At 64.3% G+C, this 23,390-nt stretch carries 18 protein-coding genes; 8 read left to right on the top strand and 10 right to left on the bottom strand.

Going from position 1 to position 23,390, the window contains the following annotated elements; genetic code table 11:
* Nucleotides 1-103 precede the first annotated feature (103 nt).
* From UP10_RS33795 to UP10_RS33785, 3 genes are all read right to left on the bottom strand, one after another.
* A complete protein-coding gene (locus UP10_RS33795; protein ID WP_044591527.1) occupies nt 104-1,261 on the bottom strand; it encodes a diphosphate--fructose-6-phosphate 1-phosphotransferase in 1,158 nt (385 codons plus the stop codon).
* 114 nt (nt 1,262-1,375) lie between these two features.
* Entirely contained in the window at nt 1,376-2,383 is a 1,008-nt protein-coding gene (locus tag UP10_RS33790) for a glycosyltransferase family 4 protein (RefSeq protein WP_044591526.1), read from the bottom strand.
* Nucleotides 2,384-2,407: 24 nt separating this feature from the next.
* On the bottom strand, nt 2,408-4,009 hold the full coding sequence (locus UP10_RS33785) for an alpha-amylase family glycosyl hydrolase (protein WP_044591525.1): 1,602 nt from the start codon (nt 4,007-4,009) through the stop codon (nt 2,408-2,410).
* 128 nt (nt 4,010-4,137) lie between these two features.
* Here UP10_RS33785 and UP10_RS33780 point away from each other — a divergent pair, with 128 nt between their 5' ends.
* The 3 genes from UP10_RS33780 to UP10_RS33770 all read left to right on the top strand — a co-directional run bounded on the left by UP10_RS33780 (nt 4,138) and on the right by UP10_RS33770 (nt 9,522).
* A complete protein-coding gene (locus UP10_RS33780) occupies nt 4,138-4,686 on the top strand; it encodes a hypothetical protein (RefSeq protein WP_245322069.1) in 549 nt (182 codons plus the stop codon).
* Between the two features lie 933 nt (nt 4,687-5,619).
* Complete coding sequence (locus tag UP10_RS33775; RefSeq protein WP_502692332.1) at nt 5,620-7,008, top strand: cation-efflux pump; 1,389 nt, start codon at nt 5,620-5,622, stop codon at nt 7,006-7,008.
* 192 nt (nt 7,009-7,200) lie between these two features.
* Nucleotides 7,201-9,522: a sensor histidine kinase gene (locus tag UP10_RS33770; RefSeq protein WP_044591523.1), complete on the top strand. Its 2,322-nt coding sequence runs from the start codon at nt 7,201-7,203 to the stop codon at nt 9,520-9,522.
* Nucleotides 9,523-9,535: 13 nt separating this feature from the next.
* On the opposite strand, the gene UP10_RS33765 is transcribed toward UP10_RS33770, so the two are convergent.
* From UP10_RS33765 to UP10_RS33740, 6 genes are all read right to left on the bottom strand, one after another.
* Complete coding sequence (locus UP10_RS33765) at nt 9,536-10,318, bottom strand: ABC transporter permease (RefSeq protein WP_044591522.1); 783 nt, start codon at nt 10,316-10,318, stop codon at nt 9,536-9,538.
* Nucleotides 10,315-11,127 (bottom strand): ABC transporter permease, encoded by an 813-nt coding sequence (locus tag UP10_RS33760; protein WP_044591521.1) that lies wholly within the window; start codon nt 11,125-11,127, stop codon nt 10,315-10,317. Before UP10_RS33760 ends, UP10_RS33765 begins: the two co-directional genes overlap by 4 nt.
* 79 nt (nt 11,128-11,206) lie before the next feature.
* Entirely contained in the window at nt 11,207-12,265 is a 1,059-nt protein-coding gene (locus UP10_RS33755; protein WP_044591579.1) for an ABC transporter substrate-binding protein, read from the bottom strand.
* Nucleotides 12,266-12,303: 38 nt separating this feature from the next.
* On the bottom strand, nt 12,304-13,611 hold the full coding sequence (locus UP10_RS33750) for an NAD(P)/FAD-dependent oxidoreductase (protein ID WP_044591520.1): 1,308 nt from the start codon (nt 13,609-13,611) through the stop codon (nt 12,304-12,306).
* 16 nt (nt 13,612-13,627) lie between these two features.
* Nucleotides 13,628-14,326, bottom strand: coding sequence for an HAD-IA family hydrolase (locus UP10_RS33745; protein ID WP_044591578.1), 699 nt, complete (start codon nt 14,324-14,326; stop codon nt 13,628-13,630).
* A gap of 32 nt (nt 14,327-14,358) precedes the next feature.
* Nucleotides 14,359-15,441, bottom strand: coding sequence for an ABC transporter ATP-binding protein (locus UP10_RS33740; RefSeq protein ID WP_044591519.1), 1,083 nt, complete (start codon nt 15,439-15,441; stop codon nt 14,359-14,361).
* Between the two features lie 255 nt (nt 15,442-15,696).
* On the opposite strand from UP10_RS33740, the gene UP10_RS33735 reads away from it, so the two are divergent.
* Nucleotides 15,697-16,644, top strand: coding sequence for a LysR family transcriptional regulator (locus UP10_RS33735; RefSeq protein ID WP_044591518.1), 948 nt, complete (start codon nt 15,697-15,699; stop codon nt 16,642-16,644).
* Here UP10_RS33735 and UP10_RS33730 read toward each other — a convergent pair.
* Nucleotides 16,638-17,534, bottom strand: a complete 897-nt coding sequence (locus UP10_RS33730) for a LysR family transcriptional regulator (protein WP_044591517.1) — start codon at nt 17,532-17,534, stop codon at nt 16,638-16,640. The genes UP10_RS33735 and UP10_RS33730 overlap by 7 nt on opposite strands.
* Nucleotides 17,535-17,781: 247 nt before the next feature.
* Between UP10_RS33730 and UP10_RS33725 the strand changes: the two genes are divergently transcribed.
* The 4 genes from UP10_RS33725 to fdhD form a co-directional block, all read left to right on the top strand.
* Nucleotides 17,782-18,258 carry a formate dehydrogenase subunit gamma gene (locus tag UP10_RS33725; protein WP_044591516.1) on the top strand — a complete coding sequence of 159 codons (477 nt, stop codon included), beginning with the start codon at nt 17,782-17,784 and terminating at the stop codon, nt 18,256-18,258.
* Entirely contained in the window at nt 18,255-19,823 is a 1,569-nt protein-coding gene (locus UP10_RS33720; protein WP_044591515.1) for a formate dehydrogenase beta subunit, read from the top strand. The genes UP10_RS33725 and UP10_RS33720 overlap by 4 nt, the downstream gene beginning before the upstream one ends.
* 11 nt (nt 19,824-19,834) lie before the next feature.
* Nucleotides 19,835-22,726, top strand: coding sequence for a formate dehydrogenase subunit alpha (fdhF, locus tag UP10_RS33715; protein WP_044591514.1), 2,892 nt, complete (start codon nt 19,835-19,837; stop codon nt 22,724-22,726).
* A 2-nt stretch (nt 22,727-22,728) separates the two neighbouring features.
* The coding region (fdhD, locus tag UP10_RS33710; protein ID WP_044591414.1) for a formate dehydrogenase accessory sulfurtransferase FdhD at nt 22,729-23,390 on the top strand (662 nt) is incomplete at its 3' end.

The raw sequence follows: 23,390 nt of genomic DNA, 5'->3' as shown, positions 1-23,390 counted from the left end.
TCTGAGCGGCGAGATGATGGGTTTCGCTTCCGCCTTCGCACTTCGAGCTGTCAACTACGAATTGCGGTGACAACGCACGTTGAGAATGCTCTATCCGGCAACGTCACACGAACGGCATGAAGATATCGGGCCGTTTGGGGAGAAGCCGCCGAAAATAGCGCCGTCCTTCATCCGAAACGGTGTTGCTGCCGGCAAAGAAGTCGTCCGGAATATGGCGTGTTTTGCCAGCCACACGCTCAAGCGGCACGAGCCGAGGTTCGATGCGGGTGCCGTCATAATGCAGCACCACCGAGCCACTCCCGGTCAACGCACTTTCCGCGGCAAAGGCGCCGGCGGCGAAAGCCTCCTTGCGGTCGGTGTCGTCGATCACGCCGACATATCCGCGTGGCAGATAGCCCAGCGTGTCGACGCGCGCCCTTGCCTTGGGAAAACGCGATTTCAGCGCTTTCTGGATCTCGATGCCGAGATCGCCGCCGGTCAATTGCAGATTGCCATGGGCGTCGCGCTCGACTGCCTCGCCCGCCAGCGCCTCGGCGAGAGGTCTTCCCATCTCGTCCTGCACGCCCTCGGACATCGAAACGATACAGCGGCCCAGGCGCGCATAAACCGCCCCCACCTCGTCGAGGAACTGGGCAACCGAGAACGGCTTTTCCGGAGTGTAGATCAAATGCGGGGCGTCGTCCGGCGATTGCTGCCAGCCCGCGGCGGCGGCGGTGAGGAAGCCGGCATGGCGGCCCATGACAATGGCCACATAGATGCCGGGCATGGCGCGAAAATCGAGATTGACGCTGACAAGGGCATTGGCGACGAAGGCAGCGGCCGAGATGAAGCCGGGGACGTGATCGTTCTCCATCAGGTCGTTATCGATGGTCTTGGGGGCATGCACGAAATGGCAGGGGCCACTTGACTGCTGCCGCAGCAGTTCGAGCGTTCCGGCGGTATCATTGCCGCCAATATAGACGAAGGCGCGGGCGTCCAGCCGCTCCAGAGCCGTCAGGATATCTGCGCACGCGCCAGAATTGGGTTTGTCGCGGGTCGAGCCGAGGGCCGAATTTGGCGTGTTGCCGAGGCGGCGGAGTTCGGCCTCGGGGACGGCGGTGAGATCGACGACGTTCCCCGCCGTGAGGCCTCGCACGCCATAGCGCGCGCCGAGAACCCGCAACGACGGATCATGCCTGCGCGCGGCAAGGATGGCGCCACACAGGGTCTGGTTGATCACAGCGGTGGGGCCGCCGCCCTGGGCGATGACGATCGATGGCATGGATCCTCCATAACTTGTTTCTTGCTATGCCGCCCGTGGACTGTGAGAGACGATTGAAGCGAAGATTGGCCAATCCCGCAACGTTGGCCGTAGATTTTTTGCAACCACCGATTCTTAGCCAAGGATCGATCGGTACAGGGCCAAATATCGATCGGCCATGAGATCGACCGTGAAGCGTGCCGATACCGCCGCATGGCACGCGGCGCGATCGATTTCGCCGATACGATTGATCGCATCGACCGCCGCATCGAGGCTGTCGACCAGGAAGCCGGTGACGCCATCTTCGATCAGCTCGGGCATCGATCCGCGGTTGCAGGCAATCACCGGCGTTCCGCAGGCGAGCGCTTCCACCACCGACAGGCCAAACGGCTCATCGAAATTGATCAGGTGGAGCAGCGCGCGCGCGGAGCCGAGCGTCCTTGCCCGTGCCGCACCGCCGACCGCACCAAGGTAGACGACGGACCGGCCGTCGAGCGCGGGCGCGACCTGCTCGTTGTGATAAGTCTGGTCCTGGACGATGCCGGCCATGATCAATTTCCGTCCGGATCGATGGGCTGCCGTGATCGCTTCAGCAGCCCCCTTGTCCGGATGAATGCGGCCGAAGAAAAGCAGATCGTCGCTGCCATGCGGGTCGAAGGGAAAATCCCCGAGCGGGATGCCATGATGGATCGTTGCGGCATAGCGCAGGTCTGGATCGCGGTCGGCCTGGCTGATGGCGACATAATGGACGCGATTTTCGTATTGCTTGTAGGCAGGTAGAATGCGCTCGGACGAGAAACCGTGGATCGTGGTCACGACAGGGGTCCCGACCAGCCGCGAGAAGGCGAGCGGGACGAAATCGGCCTGGTTGTGAATAAGATCGAACCGACCTGCCTGTTCAAAGACATGGGCGACGTGGAGCATCTCCCACACCTTGGCGTCGATCGCGGGGTCCTCCGAATAGGGCGCCGGGCAGACGCCATCGAGCCTGGCCGCGGTTTGGCTATCCATTGTGGCGAACAGGGTGACGTCAACGCCGCGCGCCACCAGCGCCTCGGTCAGGAGACTCGTCACCTGTTCCCAAGGACCGTAATGGCGCGGCGGTGTACGCCATGAGATCGGCGCCAGCATGGCGATACGCAAGCAACCCTCCTTCCCTGCCTGGTGCTATCCGGCCCGAAGCACGACACCTTCATTCGACCCTAGCAGGATGGCCCCACCTTCAACCAGCGTCGCATCGTCGAGCGTTGACAACAGCAACCGGCTGCCACGCGCCCAATCCGGCAATTGCAGTTGGTGCGGCGTCGCCCCGAAGTTGAGCGCCACGAGCAGCCGCTCCGAATCATGTCGGCGCTCGTAAGCAAGTATCTCGCCTTCCCCACTCAACAGTACGAAATCACCGGTCGACAAAGCCAGGCAATTCCGCCTGAGCGCAGTCAGCCGACGATAAAGTGTCAGGATCGATTGAGGATCTTCCGTCATGCGCGCCACGTTGCGCGTGGGCCAGTCGGCATTGAGCGGGAGCCACGGCTTGACCGTGCTGAAACCGGCATGTTCACTCTCATCCCATGGCATCGGCGTGCGCACGGGATCGCGGCCCAACGCCAAACCGGGCTCGCGCAACTCGCGCGGGTCCCGGACCTCGGATGGTTCGATCCCGACATCACTCAAACCGAGTTCGTCGCCATAGTAGAGCGTGGGTGTGCCGCGGAGCGTCAGCAACAGAACAGCTGCGACGCGGGCCTGAGCCTGCCCGCGCCTGGCGGCCACGCGCCGCCGGTCATGGTTGCCCAGCACCCAGTTTGGCCAGCCACCGGACGGTAGCGCTGCCTCATAGTTGACGATCAACGCCGCAAGCGAACGCGCGTCCCACGGCGCATCGATGAGCTGGAAATTGAACGGCAGGTGCACCTCAGGGCGCGTATCGCCGTAATATTGCATGAGACGATCGACCGGCAGGTAGACCTCACCGATCAGGACGCGCTCGCGCTGTCCCCCGGCGCCGTAGCTGTCCGCGATGTCACGCATCTCGGCGGCGATCCCGTGCACCTCGGGCTGGTCTGTCGAATGACGCTGCTGCAGCCGGTGCATTTCGCCCATCTCGGGCCGATAGGCCGGGTTGGGTGGATTGTCCGGGAAGTCTGCCGCCTTGAGCATGTGCCACAGCACGTCGATGCGGAAGCCATCGACGCCGCGGTCGAACCAGAAACGCATCACATCGTACATCGCCGCTTGCACGGCTGGATCACGCCAGTTGAGGTCTGGCTGCTCCTTCAGAAAGGCGTGGTAGTAATATTGTCCGGTCGCCTCGTCCCATTGCCAGGCCGAGCCGCCGAAATCGCTGATCCAGTTGTTGGGTGGTCCGCCGTCGGCGGCAGGATCGCGCCAGATGTACCAGTTTCTTCTCTCATTTTCTCGCGACGCGCGGCTCTCGACAAACCATCTGTGCTGGTCGGATGTGTGGTTAGGCACGAAGTCGAGCAAAACCTTGAGCCCCCGCCGATGGGCTTGCATCAGCAGATCGTCGAAGTCAGCCAGCGTGCCGAAGCGTGGATCGACGTCGCAATAGTCGGCGATGTCATAGCCGAAATCGACCATCGGCGACGGATAGACGGGAGAGATCCAGATCGCGTCGACCCCAAGGCTGACAAGATAGTCGAGCCGTCGCTCGATCCCCGTGAGGTCGCCGATGCCGTCGTCGTTGGTGTCCTGAAAGGAACGCGGGTAGATCTGATAGATCACACCCGCCTGCCACCAGAGTGCGGTCATCCAGAAGCCGGTTCGAGGGGTGAAACTTAACTCTCTACCTGTTGTGATCTGAAGTCGACGGTTATTCTCCAGATCTCGTACTTCGGATCGGTTGTCGGGATGTTCGCGGATCACTTTGGGGGCTTGCCATGACGCCGCATGCAACGCTGCTTGGAATCGTTGTCGCTCTATCGTGGCTCGGGCTGTCTGTGGCGTCGGCGGCCGACGGTCCATCGAAAGATGGCGGTCCATCAAAAGATACTTGGAAGGGCGCCTGGAAATTCGAGATCGACCGCCAGGATCGGCCGTGGCTCGGCTTTTACGACACCAGGGGCAAGACAGTATTTCGCATCGGCTGCGGCACGCATTTCGAGATCGATGCGGTCTATCCGGGGGAAGCACCGAAACAGGAACACACCAAGGCCTCGATTACGATCGCCAACGGCAAGACGCAGATGGATTTCGCCGGCTTCACCTACGCCGGGCCAGAGTCCTTCCCGGCGAACACCACGATGTTCAACCAGCCGGACCTCGGCTATCCCGAGCTTGACGAAGACAAATGGCGCGTGCTGGAAAATCGCGTCTTCGATCTTCTGAGCTCCGGGCAGCCGCTGACGGTCTCGTCCGATGGCAAAAGCTACGTGCTGCCGCCGGCCAAGGTGCCCCGCTGGCGGGCGCGCTTCCAGAAAATCTGCTGACGCGCCGACCGCAAGCAGACCACACGTCGGAGCGCGTCTCCTTCGCGGCGCCGGCTCCAGCGCGTAGGATGGGTGGAGCGGAGCGATACCGATCGACTGCGTCTGCGTGGCGAGACGATGGGTTTCGCTTCGCTCTACCCATCCTACGGCGCGGGTCGTCGCGGCAATGAGTGTTGCCCATTCGACACGACGGGCAACTCAGCAAAACCGGTCAAGCCTTCTCGTTAAAAATATTTCGGTTTATCGAAACGGTAAATTGGTGTATGAATCTCCCGCCTCATCCGATTGAAGGGCGTTCGCGATCGTCACGGGTGTTGCGGTGAGATGCGGTGGCCGCGGAATGTGCGACTGACGAGAGCGCATGATGCGGACGGTGAAGTCGTGTGGTCCCGAGCCCCAGTGGCAGGCTGAAAGTTCGTGAGGAGCAAACGCTCCCACGGGCGACGGTGACAAACAAGCCCGGTTTCGCCGGGGAGCACGTATAAGCCGTAAAACCATCGCGTAGGGAATGCCGGAGTGCCTCCGCTGAACCTGTATGCTCGTGTGCGTTTCTTGCTCTCACTGTGCACACGAGACCGCGGGTGCAGCGTGCACCCGGCATTCCCTGCGCCCTTGTGCTTCGAGGGCGAAAGATCTAGCAAAGCTCGGGCGAAATCGCGCCGCGAGAACGAGGATGTATGACTCGCGATGGCGCAACAAACTCGCCGTCGTCCCGGCGAAGGCCGGACCCATAATCCCAAATGCAAATGATTATGCGACGCTGGGGCCACAGCTCATTTCAACAATGCAACCCAGTGGTTATGGGTCCCGGCCTTCAGCCGGGACGACGTAAATTCGGAATAATTTGCAACACAGCTGCTGTTGCAAGTGAGTGGCGATTGCGCATTACGAACGACACTTGATGTTCATCGAGTCCCTGCTAAACCGCCGCCCATGACATCTTCCAACATCAATCCTTCCAACAGCAAAACATCGGTCGCCGCGATCTCGATCCTCGCTAGCGCAAGCATGGCCGCGGCAAAGTTCGCGGTCGGCATTGCGATTGGATCGCTGGCGCTGATCTCCGAAGCGCTGCACTCGACGATCGATCTGGTCGCCACCATCATCACCTGGGCGGTGGTGCGGGTGTCCGACCAACCGGCCGACGCCGAACATCACTACGGCCACGGCAAGTTCGAGAGCGTCTCCGCGCTCGGCATCATCGCCCTGCTCTATGTGCTGGCCGGCGGCATCCTGGTCCAGGCCTATAGCCACCTGCGCGAAGGAATGGCGCCGCCGGCGGTCTCGGCGATCCCGTTCGTCGTGCTCGTGATCGACATCGGCGTCAACCTGTGGCGCGCCCGTGCGCTGCACCGCGCGGCGCGCGACACCAAGAGCCAGGCGCTCGCCGCCGATGCGCTGCATTTCGCCTCCGACGTCATGGGCTCGGCGGCCGTCATCGTCGGCCTGATCCTGGCGGGGCTCGGCTTCTGGTGGGGCGATGCCGCGGCCGCAATCGCGGTCGCCGTCATGATTTCCCTCCTTGGCTTGCGGATGGCGCGGGAGACGGTTGAGACCCTGCTCGACCGCGCGCCCGAAGGCGCGCAGGAGAAGGCCACCGCCGCGATCAAGGCCGTATCAGGCGTGGTCGATGTCGAGCGCCTGCGCGTCCGCACTGTCGGGCCGACACATTTCATCGATGCGATCGTTGGCGTGCCGCGCACCTATCCGATCGACCGCGTCGAGGAGATCAAGCGCAAGGCGCAGGAGGCGGTGACCAAAACGTTCGGCGACGCCGATTTGACCTTCACGGCGGTCCCGGTCGCGCGCGACAATGAAAGCGTACGCGAGCGCATCATGGTGATCGCGCGCAATTCCGGCCTCGCCATCCACCACGTCACCGTGCACGATCTGGGCGGCAAGCTGACGGTCGCCATCGATCTCGAGGTCGACGCCGACATGGCGCTCGATGCGGCGCACGACATCGCCCACGACCTCGAGCGCGCGATCCGCGAGGATTTTGGCGAGGACGTCGAGGTCGACACCCATATCGAGCCGCTCGAGCCAGAACTGCCGTCCGGAACCGACGCCGCGCCGGACCGCGTCGAAAGCATCAAGGCGGCGTTGACGCGCTTCGCCGCCGAGGGTGCGATCCATGACATCCACAATGTGCGGGTCCGCAACACCGATGCCGGCGAGGTCGTCAACTTCCACTGCCGGGCCGCGCCCTCGATGAGCGTGATCAAGGTGCACGAAGCCGTCGACGAGATCGAACGCGCCCTGCGTCGCGCGTTCCCGACCATCAAGCGCGTGATCAGTCACGCCGAGCCGACGCGCGCGTAGTTCTACGGAGCCGTTCCTGTTTCGGACTCACTTTGCGGTAACCGATTCTCTATTGGGCAAGATTTATTTCGCATTAACGAATCGTTGACTCTCGACAGCCCCAGAAATCTGGATTCAAATCATCATGATTCGGATGCATCGTGGGGAGCGTCCGAACCGCGTGAAAAGCAGCTTGGAATGGGGGTCTACGGCATGGCGCGCGCGCATGCGGCGAACGCGTGTGTCCAATCCGATTCGATCAAGGGATTGGCACAATCGATCGCGAAACCGGCCTATCACAGGCTCCTGACGGCCGAGCCCGCATTGCGCCGCGCTGTGCCCACTCTCATCATCGCCTTCCTGATCACCATCTGCCTCGGCGCCTTCGTCCAGGTGATCGACCAGAGCCGGCAAAAACGCAGCGCGACGAAGCGCGACCTTGCCGCGCTCTCCGACATCCTCGCCGAGCGGCTCGACCGCCTGACCTCGGTGCGTCGCGACCGGGTCAGCAACATCGAGCACTTGCAGGAACTGCTGCCTGACCTGATTCCATCCTGGGGCATCGCGCTCGGCCGCCACGTCATCGTCACCGGCGCCGATCACCGCGTGCTGGCGCGGATGCCGATCGACGGCATCGGCGAGAGCGACCGCATCCTCGATGCCATCTCCACCGCGCAACTGCTGGCCGCGCCCGGCCAGCAGGGTGTGGTCAGCGACATGACGCTGCCCAACGGCACCGGCGCGCTGGCGATCTCGCAACTCGTCAAGTCGCTGCCGGGCCAGATCGTCGTCATCCAGGAGATGAACGAGCCGATCTGGGGATCGGACGCGGCGCTCGCGGTGACGCTGTCGGCGACCACGAGCTTCGTGGTGCTGATCCTCGGTTTCGCCTTCCACTGGCAGTCGACCCGCGCCCGTGAGGGCGATTTGATCAACGACGCCGTGCGCGGCCGCATCGACACCGCGCTCAACCGCGGCCGCTGCGGCCTCTGGGACTGGGACCTGTCGCGCGGCAGGATATTCTGGTCGCAGTCGATGTTCACCCTGCTCGGGCTCGACTCGCGCAACGACCTGCTCACCTTCGGCGAGGTCAACGCGCTGGTGAAATCCGACGACATCAACCTGTTCGACATCGCCGACCAGCTGATCTCCGGCAAGCTCAAGCACATCGACCAGAGCTTCCGCATGCAGCATGTCGGCGGTCACTGGATCTGGCTGCGCGTGCGCTGCGAGCTCAGCCAGGCGGCGGCCGACGGCGGGCTGCATCTGATCGGCATCGCCGTCGACATCACCGAGCAAAAGAGCCTCGCCGAGAAGTCGGTCGAAGCCGACCTTCGCCTGCGCGACGCGATCGAGACCATTCCGGAGGCCTTCGTGCTGTGGGATGCCGAGGACCGCCTCGTGCTCTGCAACTCGCATTTCCAGCGGCTGCACAAGCTGCCTGATACCGCCGTCTCGCCCGGCACCTCCTATGAGACCGTGATCGAAGTCGGCAGCATGCCGGAGGTCCGCACCCGCCTGCACGAAAGCGGCGCACCGGCGCCGGGCGCGCGCACCTTCGAGGCGCAGCTCGACGACGGCAGCTGGCTGCACATCAGCGAGCGCCGCACCAAGGACGGCGGCTACGTCTCGGTCGGTACCGATATCACCCGCATCAAGGCGCACGAGCAGAAGCTCGTCGACAACGATCTGCGGCTGCGCGCCTCGGTGATCGACCTCAAGCGCTCGCAGGGCGAACTGGAGCGGCAGGCCGTCGAGCTCGCCGACCTCGCCGAAAAATACTCGGAAGAAAAGACCCGCGCCGAGGACGCCAATGCGGCGAAGTCGAAATTCCTGGCCAATATGAGCCACGAGCTGCGCACGCCGCTCAACGCCATCATCGGCTTCTCCGAGATCATGGGCTCAGGCCTGTTCGGCACGCTCGGCTCCGACAAGTACCAGGAATATTGCCACGACATCTTGACATCGGGGAAATACCTGCTCGAGGTCATCAACGACATCCTCGACATGTCGAAGATCGAGGCCGGCCGCATGAAGTTCGACATGGAGCCGCTCGACCTCTCCGGCATCCTCGCGGAGTCGCTGCGGGTGGTCTCCGGCCGCGCCGAGGACAAGCACCTCACGCTGGAATCCGATATCCAGAGCACGATTTCGGCGGTCGCCGATCGCCGCGCCGTCAAGCAGATCATCGTCAACCTGCTCTCCAACGCGGTGAAGTTCACGCCCGACAACGGGCGCGTGCTGGTGCGTGGCCAGATGCTGGACGACTCTATCGTGCTGTTGATCGCCGACAGCGGCATCGGCATCGCCCCGGACTCGCTGCGGCGACTCGGAAAGCCGTTCGAGCAGGTCGAGAGCCAGCTCACCAAAAGCTACCAGGGTTCCGGCCTTGGGCTCGCGATCGCGCGTTCGCTCACCAGCCTGCACGGCGGCACGATGCGGCTCCGCTCGAAGCTCGGCGTCGGCACCGTCGTCCGCGTCACCCTGCCGCGCGATCCGCGCGTGCAACGGGCGAAGCTGCCGGTGGCTGCGTAGCAGCCGGTGCCGGTCAGCTATCCTTCCGCCGCGTCGTCGCGATCAGCACCAGCATGAAGGAGGCCGCGGTCATCAGCGTCGAGATCGCGGCGATGGTCGGATCGATCTCGTCGCGCAGCGCGGTGAACATCCGCTTGGTCAGCGGCTGATACTGGCCGCCGGAGATGAACAGCGCGACGATGGTCTCGTCCATCGCGGAGATGAACGCGAAGATGCCGCCCGCGATCACGCTCGCCTTGATCTGCGGCAGCGTCACCGCGAAGAAGCTGCGCAGCCGGTTCATGCCGAGGCTGCGCGCCACCATTTCCTGGGTGGCATCGAAGCTCTGCAATCCCGCCACCACCGAGATGATGACATAAGGCAGGCCGAGCATGACATTGGCGAGCACCAGCCCGGTCAGGCTCGCGACCAGGCCGACCTTGGCATAGACGAAGAAGATGCCGACCGCAGTGATGATGATCGGCACGACCAGCGGCAGCAGCAGCGTCATGTGGATCAGGCGCATGATGCGCCAGGTCGAGCGGCTCACGGCATAGGCCGCGGCGACGCCGAGCGGCGTGGCGATCACGACCGTCAGCACGGCGACCGTCAGCGTCACGCGGGTGGCCTGCATCCATGCGGCGTTGCTGACATATTCCTGGTACCAGCGCAGCGACAGCGACGGTGGCGGAAACGCGAGGTACCGCGCGCCGGAAAACGACATCGGCGCGATGATCAGGATCGGCAGGATCAGATAGAGCAGCACCAGCGCGCAAACCAGCACGAAAGCGACGCGATATGGGCGTGACATGTTCATCGCTGCCCCAGCACCCGATCGAGAGGGACGAACCGGCTGACCACGAAGAAGATCGCCGCCACCGCCAGCAGCAATACGACGCCGACGGCGCTTGCCGCGCCCCACTGGTCGTAGAGCTCGACATTGCGGCTCACCAGCATCGAGACCATCACGGTGCGGCCGCCGCCGAGCAGTTCCGGCGTGATGTAGAAGCCGAGGCTGAGCACGAACACCAGCGTGCAGCCGGCCAGCACGCCCGGCAGCGACAGCGGCAGGAAGATCTGCCAGAAGGTGAGGACCGGCCCCGCCCCGAGGCTCGCACCGGCCTGCAGCAGATCGTGGGGAATCTTCTGCATGGTGGCATAGAGCGGCAGCACCATGAACGGCAGCAGGATGTGCAGCGTCGCGACCACGGTGCCGAAGGTGTTGTGAACCAGCGCCAAGGGCGCGTCGATCAGGCCGAGCTGCCGCAACAGCTGGTTGATCACGCCGGTCCGCTGCAGCAGCGCCAACCAGGCATAGGCGCGCACCAGCACGCTGGTCCAGAACGGCAACACCACCAGCGCCAGGATGACGACGCTCCAGCCGCGCGAAGCGATGCTCGCCGCATAGGCGATGGGATAGCCGAGCAGCACCGCGAGCACCGTGACCGCCAAGCTGATCTCGAAGGTCAAGGCGAAGCTGCGCCAGTAGATGTCCTCAGCTAGGATGCGGCGATAATTCTCTAGCGTGAAGCCGTCGTGCCAGATCGACTGCCAGGCGAGCCATCCGACCGGCAGCACGACCAGCAGCAGGATCATCAGCAGCGCCGGGAACGCCAGCGCCAGCATCGTCAGCTGTTCGCGACGCTGATACTGACGCGAGATGTCGGGCGTTGGAGCTGGCACGGCGTTCGATCCTCCGAAGCGGCTACTTCTGCATGAACGAGACCCAGCGCTTCTCCGCCGCCTCGCCCGCCGGCGACGACCACCAGGCGTAGGACATCAGCGCCTGCTTCTCGGCATTCGCGGGCGCGCTCGGCAATTGGGCAGCGCGCGCGGGGCTGATCACGCCGGTGTCGAACGCCCTCGGGTTGGCCGGGCCGTAGTCGATATTGAGCGGCAGATTGGCCTGCTGCATCGGATCGACGGCCTCGTTGAGGAAGCGCGTCGCAGTCGCCAGGTTGGGAGCCCCCTTCAGGATACAGAGCGAGGTGCTCTGCAGGATACCCTGGTTGAAGGTGAAGCCGACCTTGGCGCCCTCGCTGGTCAGCGCGCTGACGCGGCCGTTCCAGGCCATCACCATGTCGACCTCGCCGTCATTGAGCAGCTGCGCCGACTGCGCCCCCGAGGTCCACCACACCGTGATATCAGGCTTGATCTGCTCAAGCTTCCGGAAGGCCCGGTCGACATCGAGCGGATAGAGCTTGTCGGGCGCGACGCCATCTGCCATCAGGGCCGCTTCCAGCGTCGCGAACGGGTGATTGCGCAGCGCGCGGCGGCCGGGGAATTTTTTCACGTCCCAGAAATCAGCCCAACTCGATGGCGCTGCGCCTGCGCTCGGAAACGTCTTCTGGCTGTAGGCGAGCACGCTGGAATAGAATTCGTAGGCGACCGAATAGGGCGAGCGATAGGCTTCGGGCATCGCCGCGCCGTTCGGCAGCTTGGAGAAGTCGAGCTTCTCGACCAGCCCCTGCTCGCCGCCACGCAGGCAATAGCCGGTCGGCACGTCGACCACGTCCCAGGTCGGCTTGCCGCTCGCGACCTGCGACTTGATCGCGGCCCAGGCGTCGGGAATGCTGTCCTGGTTGATGGTGATGCCGAGCTTTTTGGCTGAAGGATCGAGGATCGCAATCGTCTGCGCCTTCTGGTAGGCGCCGCCCTGCGAAACGAAGGTGATCTCGTCGGCGCTGGCCGGAAGGCCCGACAGCGCCGCTATCGCACCAAACGAGATACCGAGAATTGCGCGCCGGCTGGTCAATGCAATCATCATATTCAACCCTCTCGTTATGGCCGGACCAGCGATGGCTATCGGCCGGCCGCATCCAGAAACTGGTACCAGCCGGCCACCACACGGACGGCCGGCGCACGCAACGCATAGAACGGAATGATCTTGAGACTGTCAGCATCGAGCAGGCCGAGATCGACCGCCTCACCGCGCACCAGCGCCGCGAGATAGCGACCCATCAGGCTCGACATCGCAACCCCTGCGCCATTGTACCCGACCGCGTACAGGGTGCGATCGTCGAGGCGACCGACATGCGGCACGGAATCCAGCGTCATGGCGACCAGACCGGACCATTTGAACGCCAGCGGAATGTCGGCAAGCTCCGGAAAGATGCCAACCATCGCCTTGCGCAGCGCGTCGAATGCGCTGTCGGAATCCTGCTTGCCGAAGGCGCCGCGGCCGCCGAACACGACGCGGTCGTCGACCTTGCGGAACCAGCGCATCATCCGCTTGGTCTCGGTGTAGCTACGCCCCGTCGGCATCAGGCTGCCGGCCAGATTGGGCGATAGCTTCTCGGTCGCGATCAACGCGCTGCGGAACGGCACCAGCGTCCGCTGGACGCGCGCGGTGGCCGATGTCAGGTCGGAATAGCTGTTGGTGGCGATGATGGCGTGGCGTGCCCGCACGACGCCATCGGGTGTCTCCGCAATGACACCGGCGCCGTCGCGGCGGAGCGTGAGCACCGGGCTTTCCTGGAAGATCGGCACGCGGCGTTGCCTGAGGCCCCGGGCGAGGCCGCGCAAATAATTCAGCGGGTGGATCCCGCCGGAGCCGGGATTGAGAATGCCGCCGACAAAGACGCTTGAGCCGGTCTCGTCGCGCACCTGATGGGGATCCAGGATACTGACTTCGGTGTCGCGCATCTCGCGCGTCATCCATGCGGCCTCGTTGGTCGCGGCCCGCAGCGTCGCATCATTGTGCGCGGCCTTGACCTGCCCGGTCCGCGTCAGCCGAGCGCCGGTGATGCCGAATTCGGACACCAGCTCCTCGACCATGTCGACCGATTCATGCGCGATCTCATACATTCGTCGCGCCATGGCCCGGCCATGCGCGGCATCGATCTCGCGGAACGACAGCCGGAACTTGGCGGTGATGACGCCGCCATTACGGCCGCTTGCGCCCCAGCCGGGCTGATTGGCCTCGAGCACGATGGGCGCAAGGCCGCTCTTGGCAATGTGGTGCGCGGCTGACAGGCCGGTATAGCCGGCCCCGATGATCACGACGTCGGCCTGTTGCTCGCCCTTCAGCCGCGGAAAAGCCGACAGCGGCTCCGCGGTGTCGGCCCAGAGCGAAGCGGCCGGTGTCATCGGGGTCCAGGCGTTTGCCATCACCGCGCGCCTGCCCTCAGCTTCCGACCGCGGCGTCAGCGAACGCTTTCATCGAGGCGAAATGGAAATCCGGTTTGGTCAGCTCCGCCACTTCAGGCGTGCCGCCGAATCCCTTCAGGCCCTGGCGACGCTCGATCCAGCACACCTTGTAGCCGAGCTTCCGCGCGATCCCGATGTCGTGGTGCTGGCTCTGCGCGACATGCAGGATGTCGGACTGCTTGTAGCCGAACGCCGATTGCCGCCCCTTGTTGAAAGCGAAGAACTCGGGATTCGGCTTTGCGACGCCGGTATCGTCGGCACACACTGTGTCGTGGAAGGGATTGCCGAGCGCGTGCGCGTACGCCGATAGCGCGACGCGATCGGCATTGGTCATCGCGACCAGACGGAATTTGGTGCGCAGGCGCTTCAAAGCCTCGACGGAGTCCGCAAACGGTTGCCAGCGCAGCACCGCGAGCTGGAACGCATCGCAGGCATGGTCATCCGACGACAGGTCGAGTTCCTTCGCGAGATCGCGGTAGACATGGAACATGACCTCGCTCGACCGCTCCGGATGCGCGTCACGGCCGCGCTTGTAGGCGGCGAAGATCTGGTCGTCACCAAGCGACGCAGCTCTCGGGCCGCCGACCCGGCGCACCCCTTCCAGCGCACCGGTCTCAAAATCGATCAAGGTGCCGACGACGTCGAACGTGAGAACCTTGAAGCTATCGTAGGACATGGTCATCTCTGTTGTTGTTGAACGATGGAGGCTCACGGCCGCGCCTTCGGCACGACGATGGTGTCTTCGGGATGCAGCGTGACGGTGAGTTCGCCGCCGAGCGGCGGAATGCGGCGCGCGGCCTCAAAGTGGCTCGGCTGGCGCAGGCTCAAGCCCGTGCCGTCCGCAAGCTGCAGGAACACGCGCAGGCTTTCGCCCTGATAGACGACGTCGGTGACCTTGCCGGTCAGGCGGTTGCGCGCGGCATCGCCGGCACCGTCGTCGATCAGCAGCTTCTCGCTGTGGACGGCGAGCATCAATTCGTCGCCGTCCGGAATCGGACGCGTGCTGCGCAGGATCGCGGGACCGAGCACGACGCTGCAGGCATCGGCGCGGCGGACCGGCAGCAGGCTGGCCTCCCCGATGAAACTCGCCACGAAGGAATCGGCCGGGTGATCGTGTAGCCGTTGCGGCTTGTCGATCTGGACGAGCTTGCCATCCTTCAGGATCGCGACGCGGTCGCTCATGGTCAGCGCCTCGCGCTGGTCATGCGTGACATAGATGATGGTCGCGCCGATCCGCTTGTGGAGTTCGCGCAGTTCAATCTGCATCGCCTCGCGCAACTGCTTGTCGAGCGCCGACAGCGGCTCATCCATCAGGATCAACCGCGGCTCGAAGATCATGGCGCGTGCCAGCGCCACGCGCTGGCGCTGGCCGCCGGAGAGCTGGGAGATGCCGCGCGACTCGTAACCGGCAAGGCCGACCATCGCGAGCGCTGCGCGCACCTTGTCCGGCCAGTCGGCCTTCGGCAGCCGCCGTGCCCGCAACGGAAAGGCGACGTTCTCGCCGACACTCATATGGGGAAACAGCGCGTAGTTCTGGAACACCACACCGATGTCGCGCTTGTGCGGCGGCAGGAGCGTCACATCGCGGTCGCCGAAATGGATCGAGCCCGAAGACGACGGGATGAAGCCGCCGAGGATGCCGAGCAGCGTGGTCTTGCCGGAGCCGGATGGGCCGAGCAGCGAGACGAACTCGCGCGGCGCAACGTTGAGCGAGACGTTGTCGAGGGCGCGGACAGCATCGTAATGCTTGCTCGCAGACCTGATGTCGACGCTCTCTCCGCCCTTGTCCAAGAATCGACCCCGTTACGTTGCCGATGGTTGCGCCACGATGCGCGCCATCGCTGCCACCGGCGGTTTGCCGCCCGTGGCCGGTGAACCGGCATGATCTCGTCTTATAGACCCGCGTAGGTCGGCCAGCCTCTCGCGGCGGCCTTGCTGCGTTGGGTTTCACAACCGACCCGCATGATCGGGCCATTCCGACAATGCAAACAGACTTGCCGAGAACCGGCAATTGCCAAATTCTCACTGGAGGCATAAGCTCAAGTTATGTCAGAGCTCCGCCGGAAGCTGCCCTCTAGCAACGCCCTGTTCGTGTTCGACGCGGCGGCGCGCAATGGCAGCTTCACGGCGGCCGCCGCCGAACTCAACGTGACGCAGCCGGCGGTCAGCCGCATGCTCGGGCAGTTCGAGGACTATCTCGGCGTCCGCCTGTTCGAGCGCACAGCCGGCGGCGCGGTGTTGACCGAGGACGGCGAGATCCTTTACCGCCGTGTGTCCGACGGCTTCCGCAGCATCGAAAGCGGATTGATCGAGATCGACCGCCGTCGCAAGGGCATGGAGACGGTGACGCTGTCGGTGTCATCAGCTTTCACGACCCATTGGCTGATGCCGCGCATCGATAAGCTGCAGCGGCAGTTCCCGACCGTGGATCTGCGCTTCCAGCTGATCTCGGGTCCGCTGCGCGGGCCGGTCGACAATGTCGATCTCGGCATGCGCTTTCGCGATCGCTTCGATCCCGAACACAACGGCGCGCTTGTCATGAAGGAAGTGATGCTGCCGATCTGCAGTCCGGCCTATCGCGACGCCGCGCGCGCCGATGGGCCGATCGAGGCGAACACCATCATCCGCCTCGCCGAAACACCGGGCGACTGGGCTGCCCAGTATCAGACCTTCCTGACCAGACGCGCCGGGCCCGCAAAGTCGCTGAGCTTCTCGGACTATGCGGTGGTCGTACAGGCCGCCCTGCTCGGCCAGGGTATTGCGCTGGGCTGGCTCACGGTCGCAGCCCATTGGCTGCTGACCGGCGCACTGGTGCCGGCCTCGGAGACGCTCACCACCACACGGCGGCTGTGCGAACTGGTCTATCCGCCCGACCGCTCTGTGCGGCCTGTCGTCGCCGAGATCAGGGACTGGATCATCACGCAGATGCGCACCGACATGATTGCGATCGACAAGCTCTATCCGCGCCTGAAGCTGATCGCCGCGAGCTACTGAGCTTCCAGCGTCGGCGCGACCTCGCGCGCGACCTGGACGAGCGCCGCGATCAGCGGCGTCATCGGATCGCGCTGCGGGATCACCATGCCGATGCTGTAGTTCACGACGGGATCGACGATCGGGATGCTGCGAACGGCATCGGCGAGGCCAAGCGTCTCCGCAAGTTTCGCCGGCATCACGCTGGCCCAGCGACCGGTCTTCACATGGGTGTATAGCACCAGCAGCGAGTTCGAGGTCAGCGTCGGCTTGGCCTCCGCGCCGACCGAGGTCAGCGCGCGATCGATGATGCGGCGGTTCTGCATGTCGGGCGTGAGCAGGCAGAGCGGCACCTGCCCGACCTCCTTCCACGTCACCTGCTTGCGGTCGCCGAACATGCTGTCCGGCGCCGTCAGCAGACGATAGCTCTCGTTGTAGAGCGGGATGGTACGGACCTTGCCGATCGGCTCATTCTCGATATAGGTCAGCCCGGCATCGACCTCGAGATTTTCCAGCAGGCCGAGCACATCCGCCGACGTGCAGGACTGGATCTGGAAGCGTACCTCGGGATGCTTTGCCCGGAACGGCGTCGTCAGCGACGCCACCATGCCGAGCACGGTCGGGATTGCGGCGATCCGGATTTCGCCCGAAAGCTTGTCCTTGAGGCTGTTGATCTCCTGCTTCATGGCCCGTGTATCGCCGACGATGCGGCGCGCCCAGTCGAGCGTACGTTCGCCTTCCGGCGTGAAGCCCTGGAAGCGGGATCCGCGTTGGACCAGCATGACGCCGAGGATTTCCTCGAGCTGCTTGAGGCTGGTCGACATGGTCGGCTGGGTGACGCCGCAGGCCTCCGCCGCCCGGCCGAAATGCCGCTCCTTGGCCAGCGCCAGCAAAAGTTCCAGCTTGTCGATCAAGGACCAAACCCCATCAGAAAGCAGTGTCCCAGCACGGCTAACAGGTATCACGACCGTGGTGCGACCCCAAATTCCAAAAGCGCCCCGGAAGTCCGTGATTCCAGACCATTATTGCGATCCTAAATTACTCCATTCGGCAACGCTATTAATCGCTTTTCGCAATCGCCGCATGAGACAGCTTTATTGATATTTTGAGGGATTCCAATTCACATGTGAGGAGTAGAGAACTCTGATCGTGAGAGCGCGGATGGCATCGGGATACGAACCTTGGGACGCGGCGCGCGGCGCCGAAATCATCGCCGAACATGCCAAGCTCGAAGGCGCCACGCTGGTCATCCTGCATGCGCTGCAGGAGGCGTTCGGCTACGTGCCGGAGCCGGCGATCCCGATGGTCGCGGAGGCGCTCAGCCTCTCCCGCGCCGAGGTGCACGGCGTGTTCACCTTCTACCACGACTTCCGCAAACAGCCGGCCGGACGGCACGTTCTGAAACTCTGCCGCGCCGAGGCCTGCCAGGCCGCCGGCGGCGATGCGCTGGCCGCGCGCGCAGAGACGCAACTCGGCATTTCACTTGGAAACACCACGCCGGATCAGCGTGTGACGCTGGAGCCGATCTATTGCCTCGGCCTCTGCGCCACGGCGCCGTCGGCGATGCTTGACGGACGCGTGGTCGGCCGGCTCGACGCGGCGCGGATCGATGCGCTGGTCGCGGAGGCACAGCGATGACGATGCGGATTTTCGTTCCCCGCGATGCCGGTGCAGTCGCCGTCGGCGCCGACGACGTCGCACTCGCCTTCGCGCAGGCCGCCGCCGCGCGCAACGTCGGTGTCGAAATCGTCAGGACCGGTTCGCGCGGGCTCTACTGGCTGGAGCCGACGGTCGAGTTGGCGACGGCTCAAGGCCGCATCGCGTTCGGTCCGGTGACCACAGCGGATGTCCCTTCCCTGCTCGACGCAATGGCCGGCGACGGCCCGCATCCGCTGCGGCTTGGTGTCACAGACGAGATTCCCTGGCTGAAGCGCCAGACCCGCCTGACCTTTGCCCGCTGCGGCGTGATCGATCCGCGCTCGGTCGACGACTATCGCGCCCATGGCGGCTACAAGGGCCTGGAGCGGGCGCTAACGCTGACATCGGACCAGATCCTTGCCGACGTCACGACATCAGGCCTGCGCGGCCGGGGCGGCGCCGGCTTCCCCACCGGCATCAAGTGGAAGACGGTGGCGCAGGCCAGCGCCGACCGCAAATTCATCGTCTGCAACGCCGACGAAGGCGACAGCGGCACCTTTGCCGACCGCATGATCATGGAAGGTGACCCCTTCGTTGTGATCGAGGGCATGACGATCGCGGGTATCACGGTCGGCGCCACCAAGGGTTACATCTACATCCGCTCGGAGTATCCGCACGCGGTCGAGGCGATGAACGCGGCGATCGCGGCGGCCAAGAAGGCCGGCTATCTCGGCGCCAAGATCGGCGGCTCCGCGCACAGCTTCGATCTCGAGGTCCGGGTCGGCGCCGGCGCCTATGTCTGCGGAGAAGAGACCTCCCTGCTGGAAAGCCTCGAAGGCCGCCGCGGCATCGTGCGCGCCAAGCCGCCATTGCCCGCGCACAAGGGCCTGTTCGGCAAGCCGAGCGTGATCAACAACGTGCTGTCGTTCGCAGCGATCCCCTTCATCCTCGACAACGGCGCCAAGGCCTATGCCGATTTCGGCATGGGGCGCTCACGCGGCACGATGCCGATCCAGCTCGCCGGCAACATCAAATATGGCGGCCTGTTCGAGACCGCGTTCGGCGTCACGCTCGGCGAACTTATCGACGATATCGGTGGCGGCACCTTCACCAGACGCGAGGTGCGCGCGGTGCAGGTCGGCGGTCCGCTCGGCGCCTATTTCCCTCGCGCCCTGTTCGATACGCCTTTCGACTATGAATCCTTCGCCGCGCGTGACGGCCTGATCGGCCATGGCGGCGTGGTGGTGTTCGATGACAGCGTCGATATGGTCAAGCAGGCGCGCTTCGCGATGGAGTTCTGCGCCATCGAGTCCTGCGGCAAATGCACGCCGTGCCGGATCGGCTCGACCCGCGGCGTCGAGACCATCAACAAGATCATCAGGGGCGAGCGTGTGACCGAGAATCTCGCCGTGATCGAAGACCTCTGCAACACCATGAAATTCGGCTCGCTCTGCGCGCTCGGTGGCTTCACGCCCTACCCCGTACTGAGCGCACTGAAACATTTCCGGGAAGATTTTGGCGGAGATTTAGGTCTCGCCCCGGCCCGTCTGCAGGCTGCGGAATAAAGGAGATCACGATGTCGCTGATCCAGGAAATCGATTTCGGCACGCCCAAGTCCAAATCCGAGACGATGGTCACGCTGACCATCGACGGCAACACGATCACGGTGCCCGAGGGCACCTCGATCATGCGCGCGGCGATGGAGGCCGGCACCCAGATCCCGAAGCTGTGCGCGACCGACATGGTCGACGCCTTCGGCTCCTGCCGGCTCTGTCTGATCGAGATCGAGGGACGCGCCGGCACGCCCGCCTCCTGCACCACGCCTGCCATGAACGGCCTCGTGGTCCACACCCAGACCGAGCGGTTGAAGAAGCTGCGCAAGGGCGTGATGGAGCTCTACATCTCCGATCATCCGCTCGATTGCCTGACCTGCGCCGCGAATGGCGATTGCGAATTGCAGGACATGGCGGGGGCGGTCGGCCTGCGCGATGTCCGCTACGGCTATGAGGGCGAGAACCATGTGTTCGCCAAGTCTTCTAACAATATGTCGCATGGCTGCGATAACGACGCCTGGATGCCGAAGGATGAATCCAATCCCTATTTCACCTACGATCCCTCGAAGTGCATCGTCTGCTCGCGCTGCGTCCGCGCCTGCGAGGAGGTGCAAGGCACCTTCGCACTAACGATTTCCGGCCGCGGCTTCGAGAGCCGCGTCTCGCCCGGCATGAGCGAGAGCTTCCTTGGCTCCGAATGCGTCTCCTGCGGCGCCTGCGTGCAGGCCTGCCCGACCGCGACGCTGACGGAAAAATCCGTGATCGAGATCGGCCAGCCCGAACGTTCGGTGGTCACCACCTGCGCCTATTGCGGCGTCGGCTGCACCTTCAAGGCCGAGATGCGCGGCGAGGAAGTGGTGCGCATGGTGCCGTGGAAGGACGGCAAGGCCAATCGCGGCCATTCCTGCGTCAAGGGCCGCTTCGCCTGGGGCTACACCACCCACAAGGAACGCATCCTGAAGCCGATGATCCGCGAGCGGATCGAGGATCCCTGGCAGGAAGTGTCCTGGGACGAAGCGTTCAATTTCGCTGCCGCCAAGTTCAAGGGCATCCAGCAGAAGTATGGCCGTGACGCGGTCGGCGGCATTACGTCATCCCGCTGCACCAATGAAGAAACCTATCTGGTGCAGAAGCTGATCCGCGCCGGCTTCGGCAACAATAATGTCGACACCTGCGCCCGCGTCTGCCACTCCCCGACCGGCTACGGCCTGTCGCAGACCTTCGGCACCTCAGCCGGCACGCAGGATTTCGACTCGGTCGAGCACACCGACGTCGTGATGATCATCGGCGCCAATCCCGCGGCCGCCCATCCGGTGTTCGCCTCGCGGCTGAAGAAACGGCTGCGCCAGGGTGCAAAACTGATCGTTGTCGATCCGCGCCGCACTGAAATGGTGGAATCACCCCACGTCAAGGCGCTGCATCTGCCGCTGATGCCCGGCACCAACGTTGCCGTGGTGACAGCGCTGGCTCATGTCATCGTCACCGAAGGCCTCGCCGACGAAGCCTTCATCCGCGAGCGCTGCGACTGGAGCGAATTCGAGGACTGGGCGGCGTTCGTCTCCGATCCCAAGAATAGCCCGGAAGCCACCGCCATCATGACCGGCGTCGATCCCAAGGATCTGCGCGAGGCGGCGCGGATCTTCGCGACCGGCGGCAACGGCGCGATCTATTACGGGCTTGGCGTCACCGAGCACAGCCAGGGCTCGACCACCGTGATCGCGATCGCCAACCTCGCGATGGTCACCGGCAATATCGGCCGGCCCGGCGTCGGCGTGAACCCGTTGCGCGGCCAGAACAACGTGCAGGGCTCCTGCGACATGGGCTCGTTCCCGCACGAGCTGCCGGGCTATCGCCATATCTCGGGCGATGCCGTGCGCGAGCAGTTCGAGGCGATGTGGAACGTCAAGCTCAACAAGGAGCCGGGCCTGCGCATCCCCAACATGTTTGATGCCGCAATCGAAGGCACCTTCATGGGCCTCTACGTGCAGGGCGAGGACATCCTGCAGTCCGACCCGAACACCAAGCATGTGGTGGCGGCGCTGTCGTCGATGGAATGCGTCATCGTTCACGACCTCTTCCTGAACGAGACCGCAAATTATGCCCACGTCTTCCTGCCCGGCTCGACCTTCCTGGAAAAGGACGGTACCTTCACCAATGCCGAGCGCCGCATTCAGCGCGTGCGCAAGGTGATGACGCCGAAGAACGGCCTTGCCGACTGGGAGGTCACGATCGGCCTCGCCAAGGCGATGGGTTTTGAGATGCACTACAACCATCCGTCCGAGATCATGGATGAGATCGCGGCGCTGACGCCGACCTTTACCGGCGTTTCCTACGCCAAGCTTGAGGAACTCGGTTCAGTGCAGTGGCCCTGCAACGAGAAGGCGCCGGAAGGCACGCCGATCATGCATATCGGCGGCTTCGTCCGCGGCAAGGGTAAGTTCATCATCACCGAATATATCGCGACCGACGAGCGCACCGGTCCGCGCTTCCCGTTGCTGCTCACCACCGGCCGGATCCTCAGCCAGTACAATGTCGGCGCGCAGACCCGCCGCACCGAGAACGTGGTCTGGCACGCCGAGGACCGGCTGGAGATCCATCCGCACGATGCCGAGCAGCGCGGCGTGCGCGATGGCGACTGGGTGCGGCTGAAGAGCCGCGCCGGCGAAACCACGCTGCGCGCCCTGCTCACCGACCGCGTTGCACCGGGTGTGGTCTACACCACCTTCCACCACCCGGACACGCAGGCCAACGTCATCACGACCGAGTTCTCCGACTGGGCAACCAATTGTCCGGAGTACAAGGTCACCGCGGTGCAGATCTCACCGTCGAACGGTCCATCCGACTGGCAGAAGGCCTATGACGAGCAGGCCCGCCACTCCCGGCGCATCGCGCCGGTGGTGGAGGCCGCGGAGTAGCGATGCGCGATCCCGTCCACAAGGCAAACCGGAAGGTCTGGCGCAACGGCGCGTTCAGCGAGGGTGCGCGCCTGATCCCGGAGGAGACCGCGCTGGCGCTGACCTACAATGGCGGCACCTATGCCGTCATGATGGGTACGCCCGAGGACCTCGCCGATTTTGCCACAGGCTTCAGCCTGAGTGAGGGCATCGTGCAATCGGCCGACGAGATCGAGACGCTCGACATCGTTGAGCTCGATGACGGCATCGAGCTCAGGATGTGGCTCACACCGGAGAAGGCCACGCTGATCGCCCAGCGCCGGCGCAATATCGCCGGCCCGACCGGCTGCGGTCTCTGCGGCATCGACTCCATCACCGAAGCTATCCGGCCGGCCGCGATCGTGCCCGCGGGCCGGTCGTTCTCGCCGCGCGAGATCATGACCGCGGTGGCGGCCGTCGCCCCGCTGCAGGAAATCAATCACCAGACCCGCGCGGTGCATGCCGCGGCATTCTGGACGCCTGGGCGCGGCATCGTGGCGCTGCGCGAGGATGTCGGACGTCACAATGCGCTCGACAAGCTCGCCGGCGCGCTGGCGCGCGACAAGGTCGTGACCAACGAGGGCATGGTGGTGCTGACCAGCCGCGTGTCGGTCGAAATGGTGCAGAAGACCGCGGCGATCGGCGC

It is taken from the genome of Bradyrhizobium sp. LTSPM299, from assembly GCF_000938235.1.
Lineage (GTDB): Bacteria > Pseudomonadota > Alphaproteobacteria > Rhizobiales > Xanthobacteraceae > Bradyrhizobium.
The sequence above is the reverse complement of the archived record's forward strand: the minus strand, read 5'-3'. Positions and strand labels throughout refer to the sequence as shown.

Bases quoted from the DNA above. Each gene is read 5' to 3' on its own strand.
- UP10_RS33755 (WP_044591579.1), bottom strand. From the start codon at position 12,265: ATGATTGCATTGACCAGCCGGCGCGCAATTCTCGGTATCTCGTTTGGT.
- UP10_RS33735 (WP_044591518.1), top strand. From the start codon at position 15,697: ATGTCAGAGCTCCGCCGGAAGCTGCCCTCTAGCAACGCCCTGTTCGTG.
- UP10_RS33760 (WP_044591521.1), bottom strand. From the start codon at position 11,127: ATGCTGGCGCTGGCGTTCCCGGCGCTGCTGATGATCCTGCTGCTGGTC.
- UP10_RS33795 (WP_044591527.1), bottom strand. From the start codon at position 1,261: ATGCCATCGATCGTCATCGCCCAGGGCGGCGGCCCCACCGCTGTGATC.
- UP10_RS33785 (WP_044591525.1), bottom strand. From the start codon at position 4,009: ATGACCGCACTCTGGTGGCAGGCGGGTGTGATCTATCAGATCTACCCG.
- UP10_RS33780 (WP_245322069.1), top strand. From the start codon at position 4,138: ATGACGCCGCATGCAACGCTGCTTGGAATCGTTGTCGCTCTATCGTGG.
- UP10_RS33725 (WP_044591516.1), top strand. From the start codon at position 17,782: ATGGCATCGGGATACGAACCTTGGGACGCGGCGCGCGGCGCCGAAATC.
- UP10_RS33765 (WP_044591522.1), bottom strand. From the start codon at position 10,318: ATGAACATGTCACGCCCATATCGCGTCGCTTTCGTGCTGGTTTGCGCG.
- UP10_RS33750 (WP_044591520.1), bottom strand. From the start codon at position 13,611: ATGGCAAACGCCTGGACCCCGATGACACCGGCCGCTTCGCTCTGGGCC.
- fdhF (WP_044591514.1), top strand. From the start codon at position 19,835: ATGTCGCTGATCCAGGAAATCGATTTCGGCACGCCCAAGTCCAAATCC.
- UP10_RS33770 (WP_044591523.1), top strand. From the start codon at position 7,201: ATGGCGCGCGCGCATGCGGCGAACGCGTGTGTCCAATCCGATTCGATC.
- UP10_RS33775 (WP_502692332.1), top strand. From the start codon at position 5,620: ATGACATCTTCCAACATCAATCCTTCCAACAGCAAAACATCGGTCGCC.
- UP10_RS33720 (WP_044591515.1), top strand. From the start codon at position 18,255: ATGACGATGCGGATTTTCGTTCCCCGCGATGCCGGTGCAGTCGCCGTC.
- UP10_RS33745 (WP_044591578.1), bottom strand. From the start codon at position 14,326: ATGTCCTACGATAGCTTCAAGGTTCTCACGTTCGACGTCGTCGGCACC.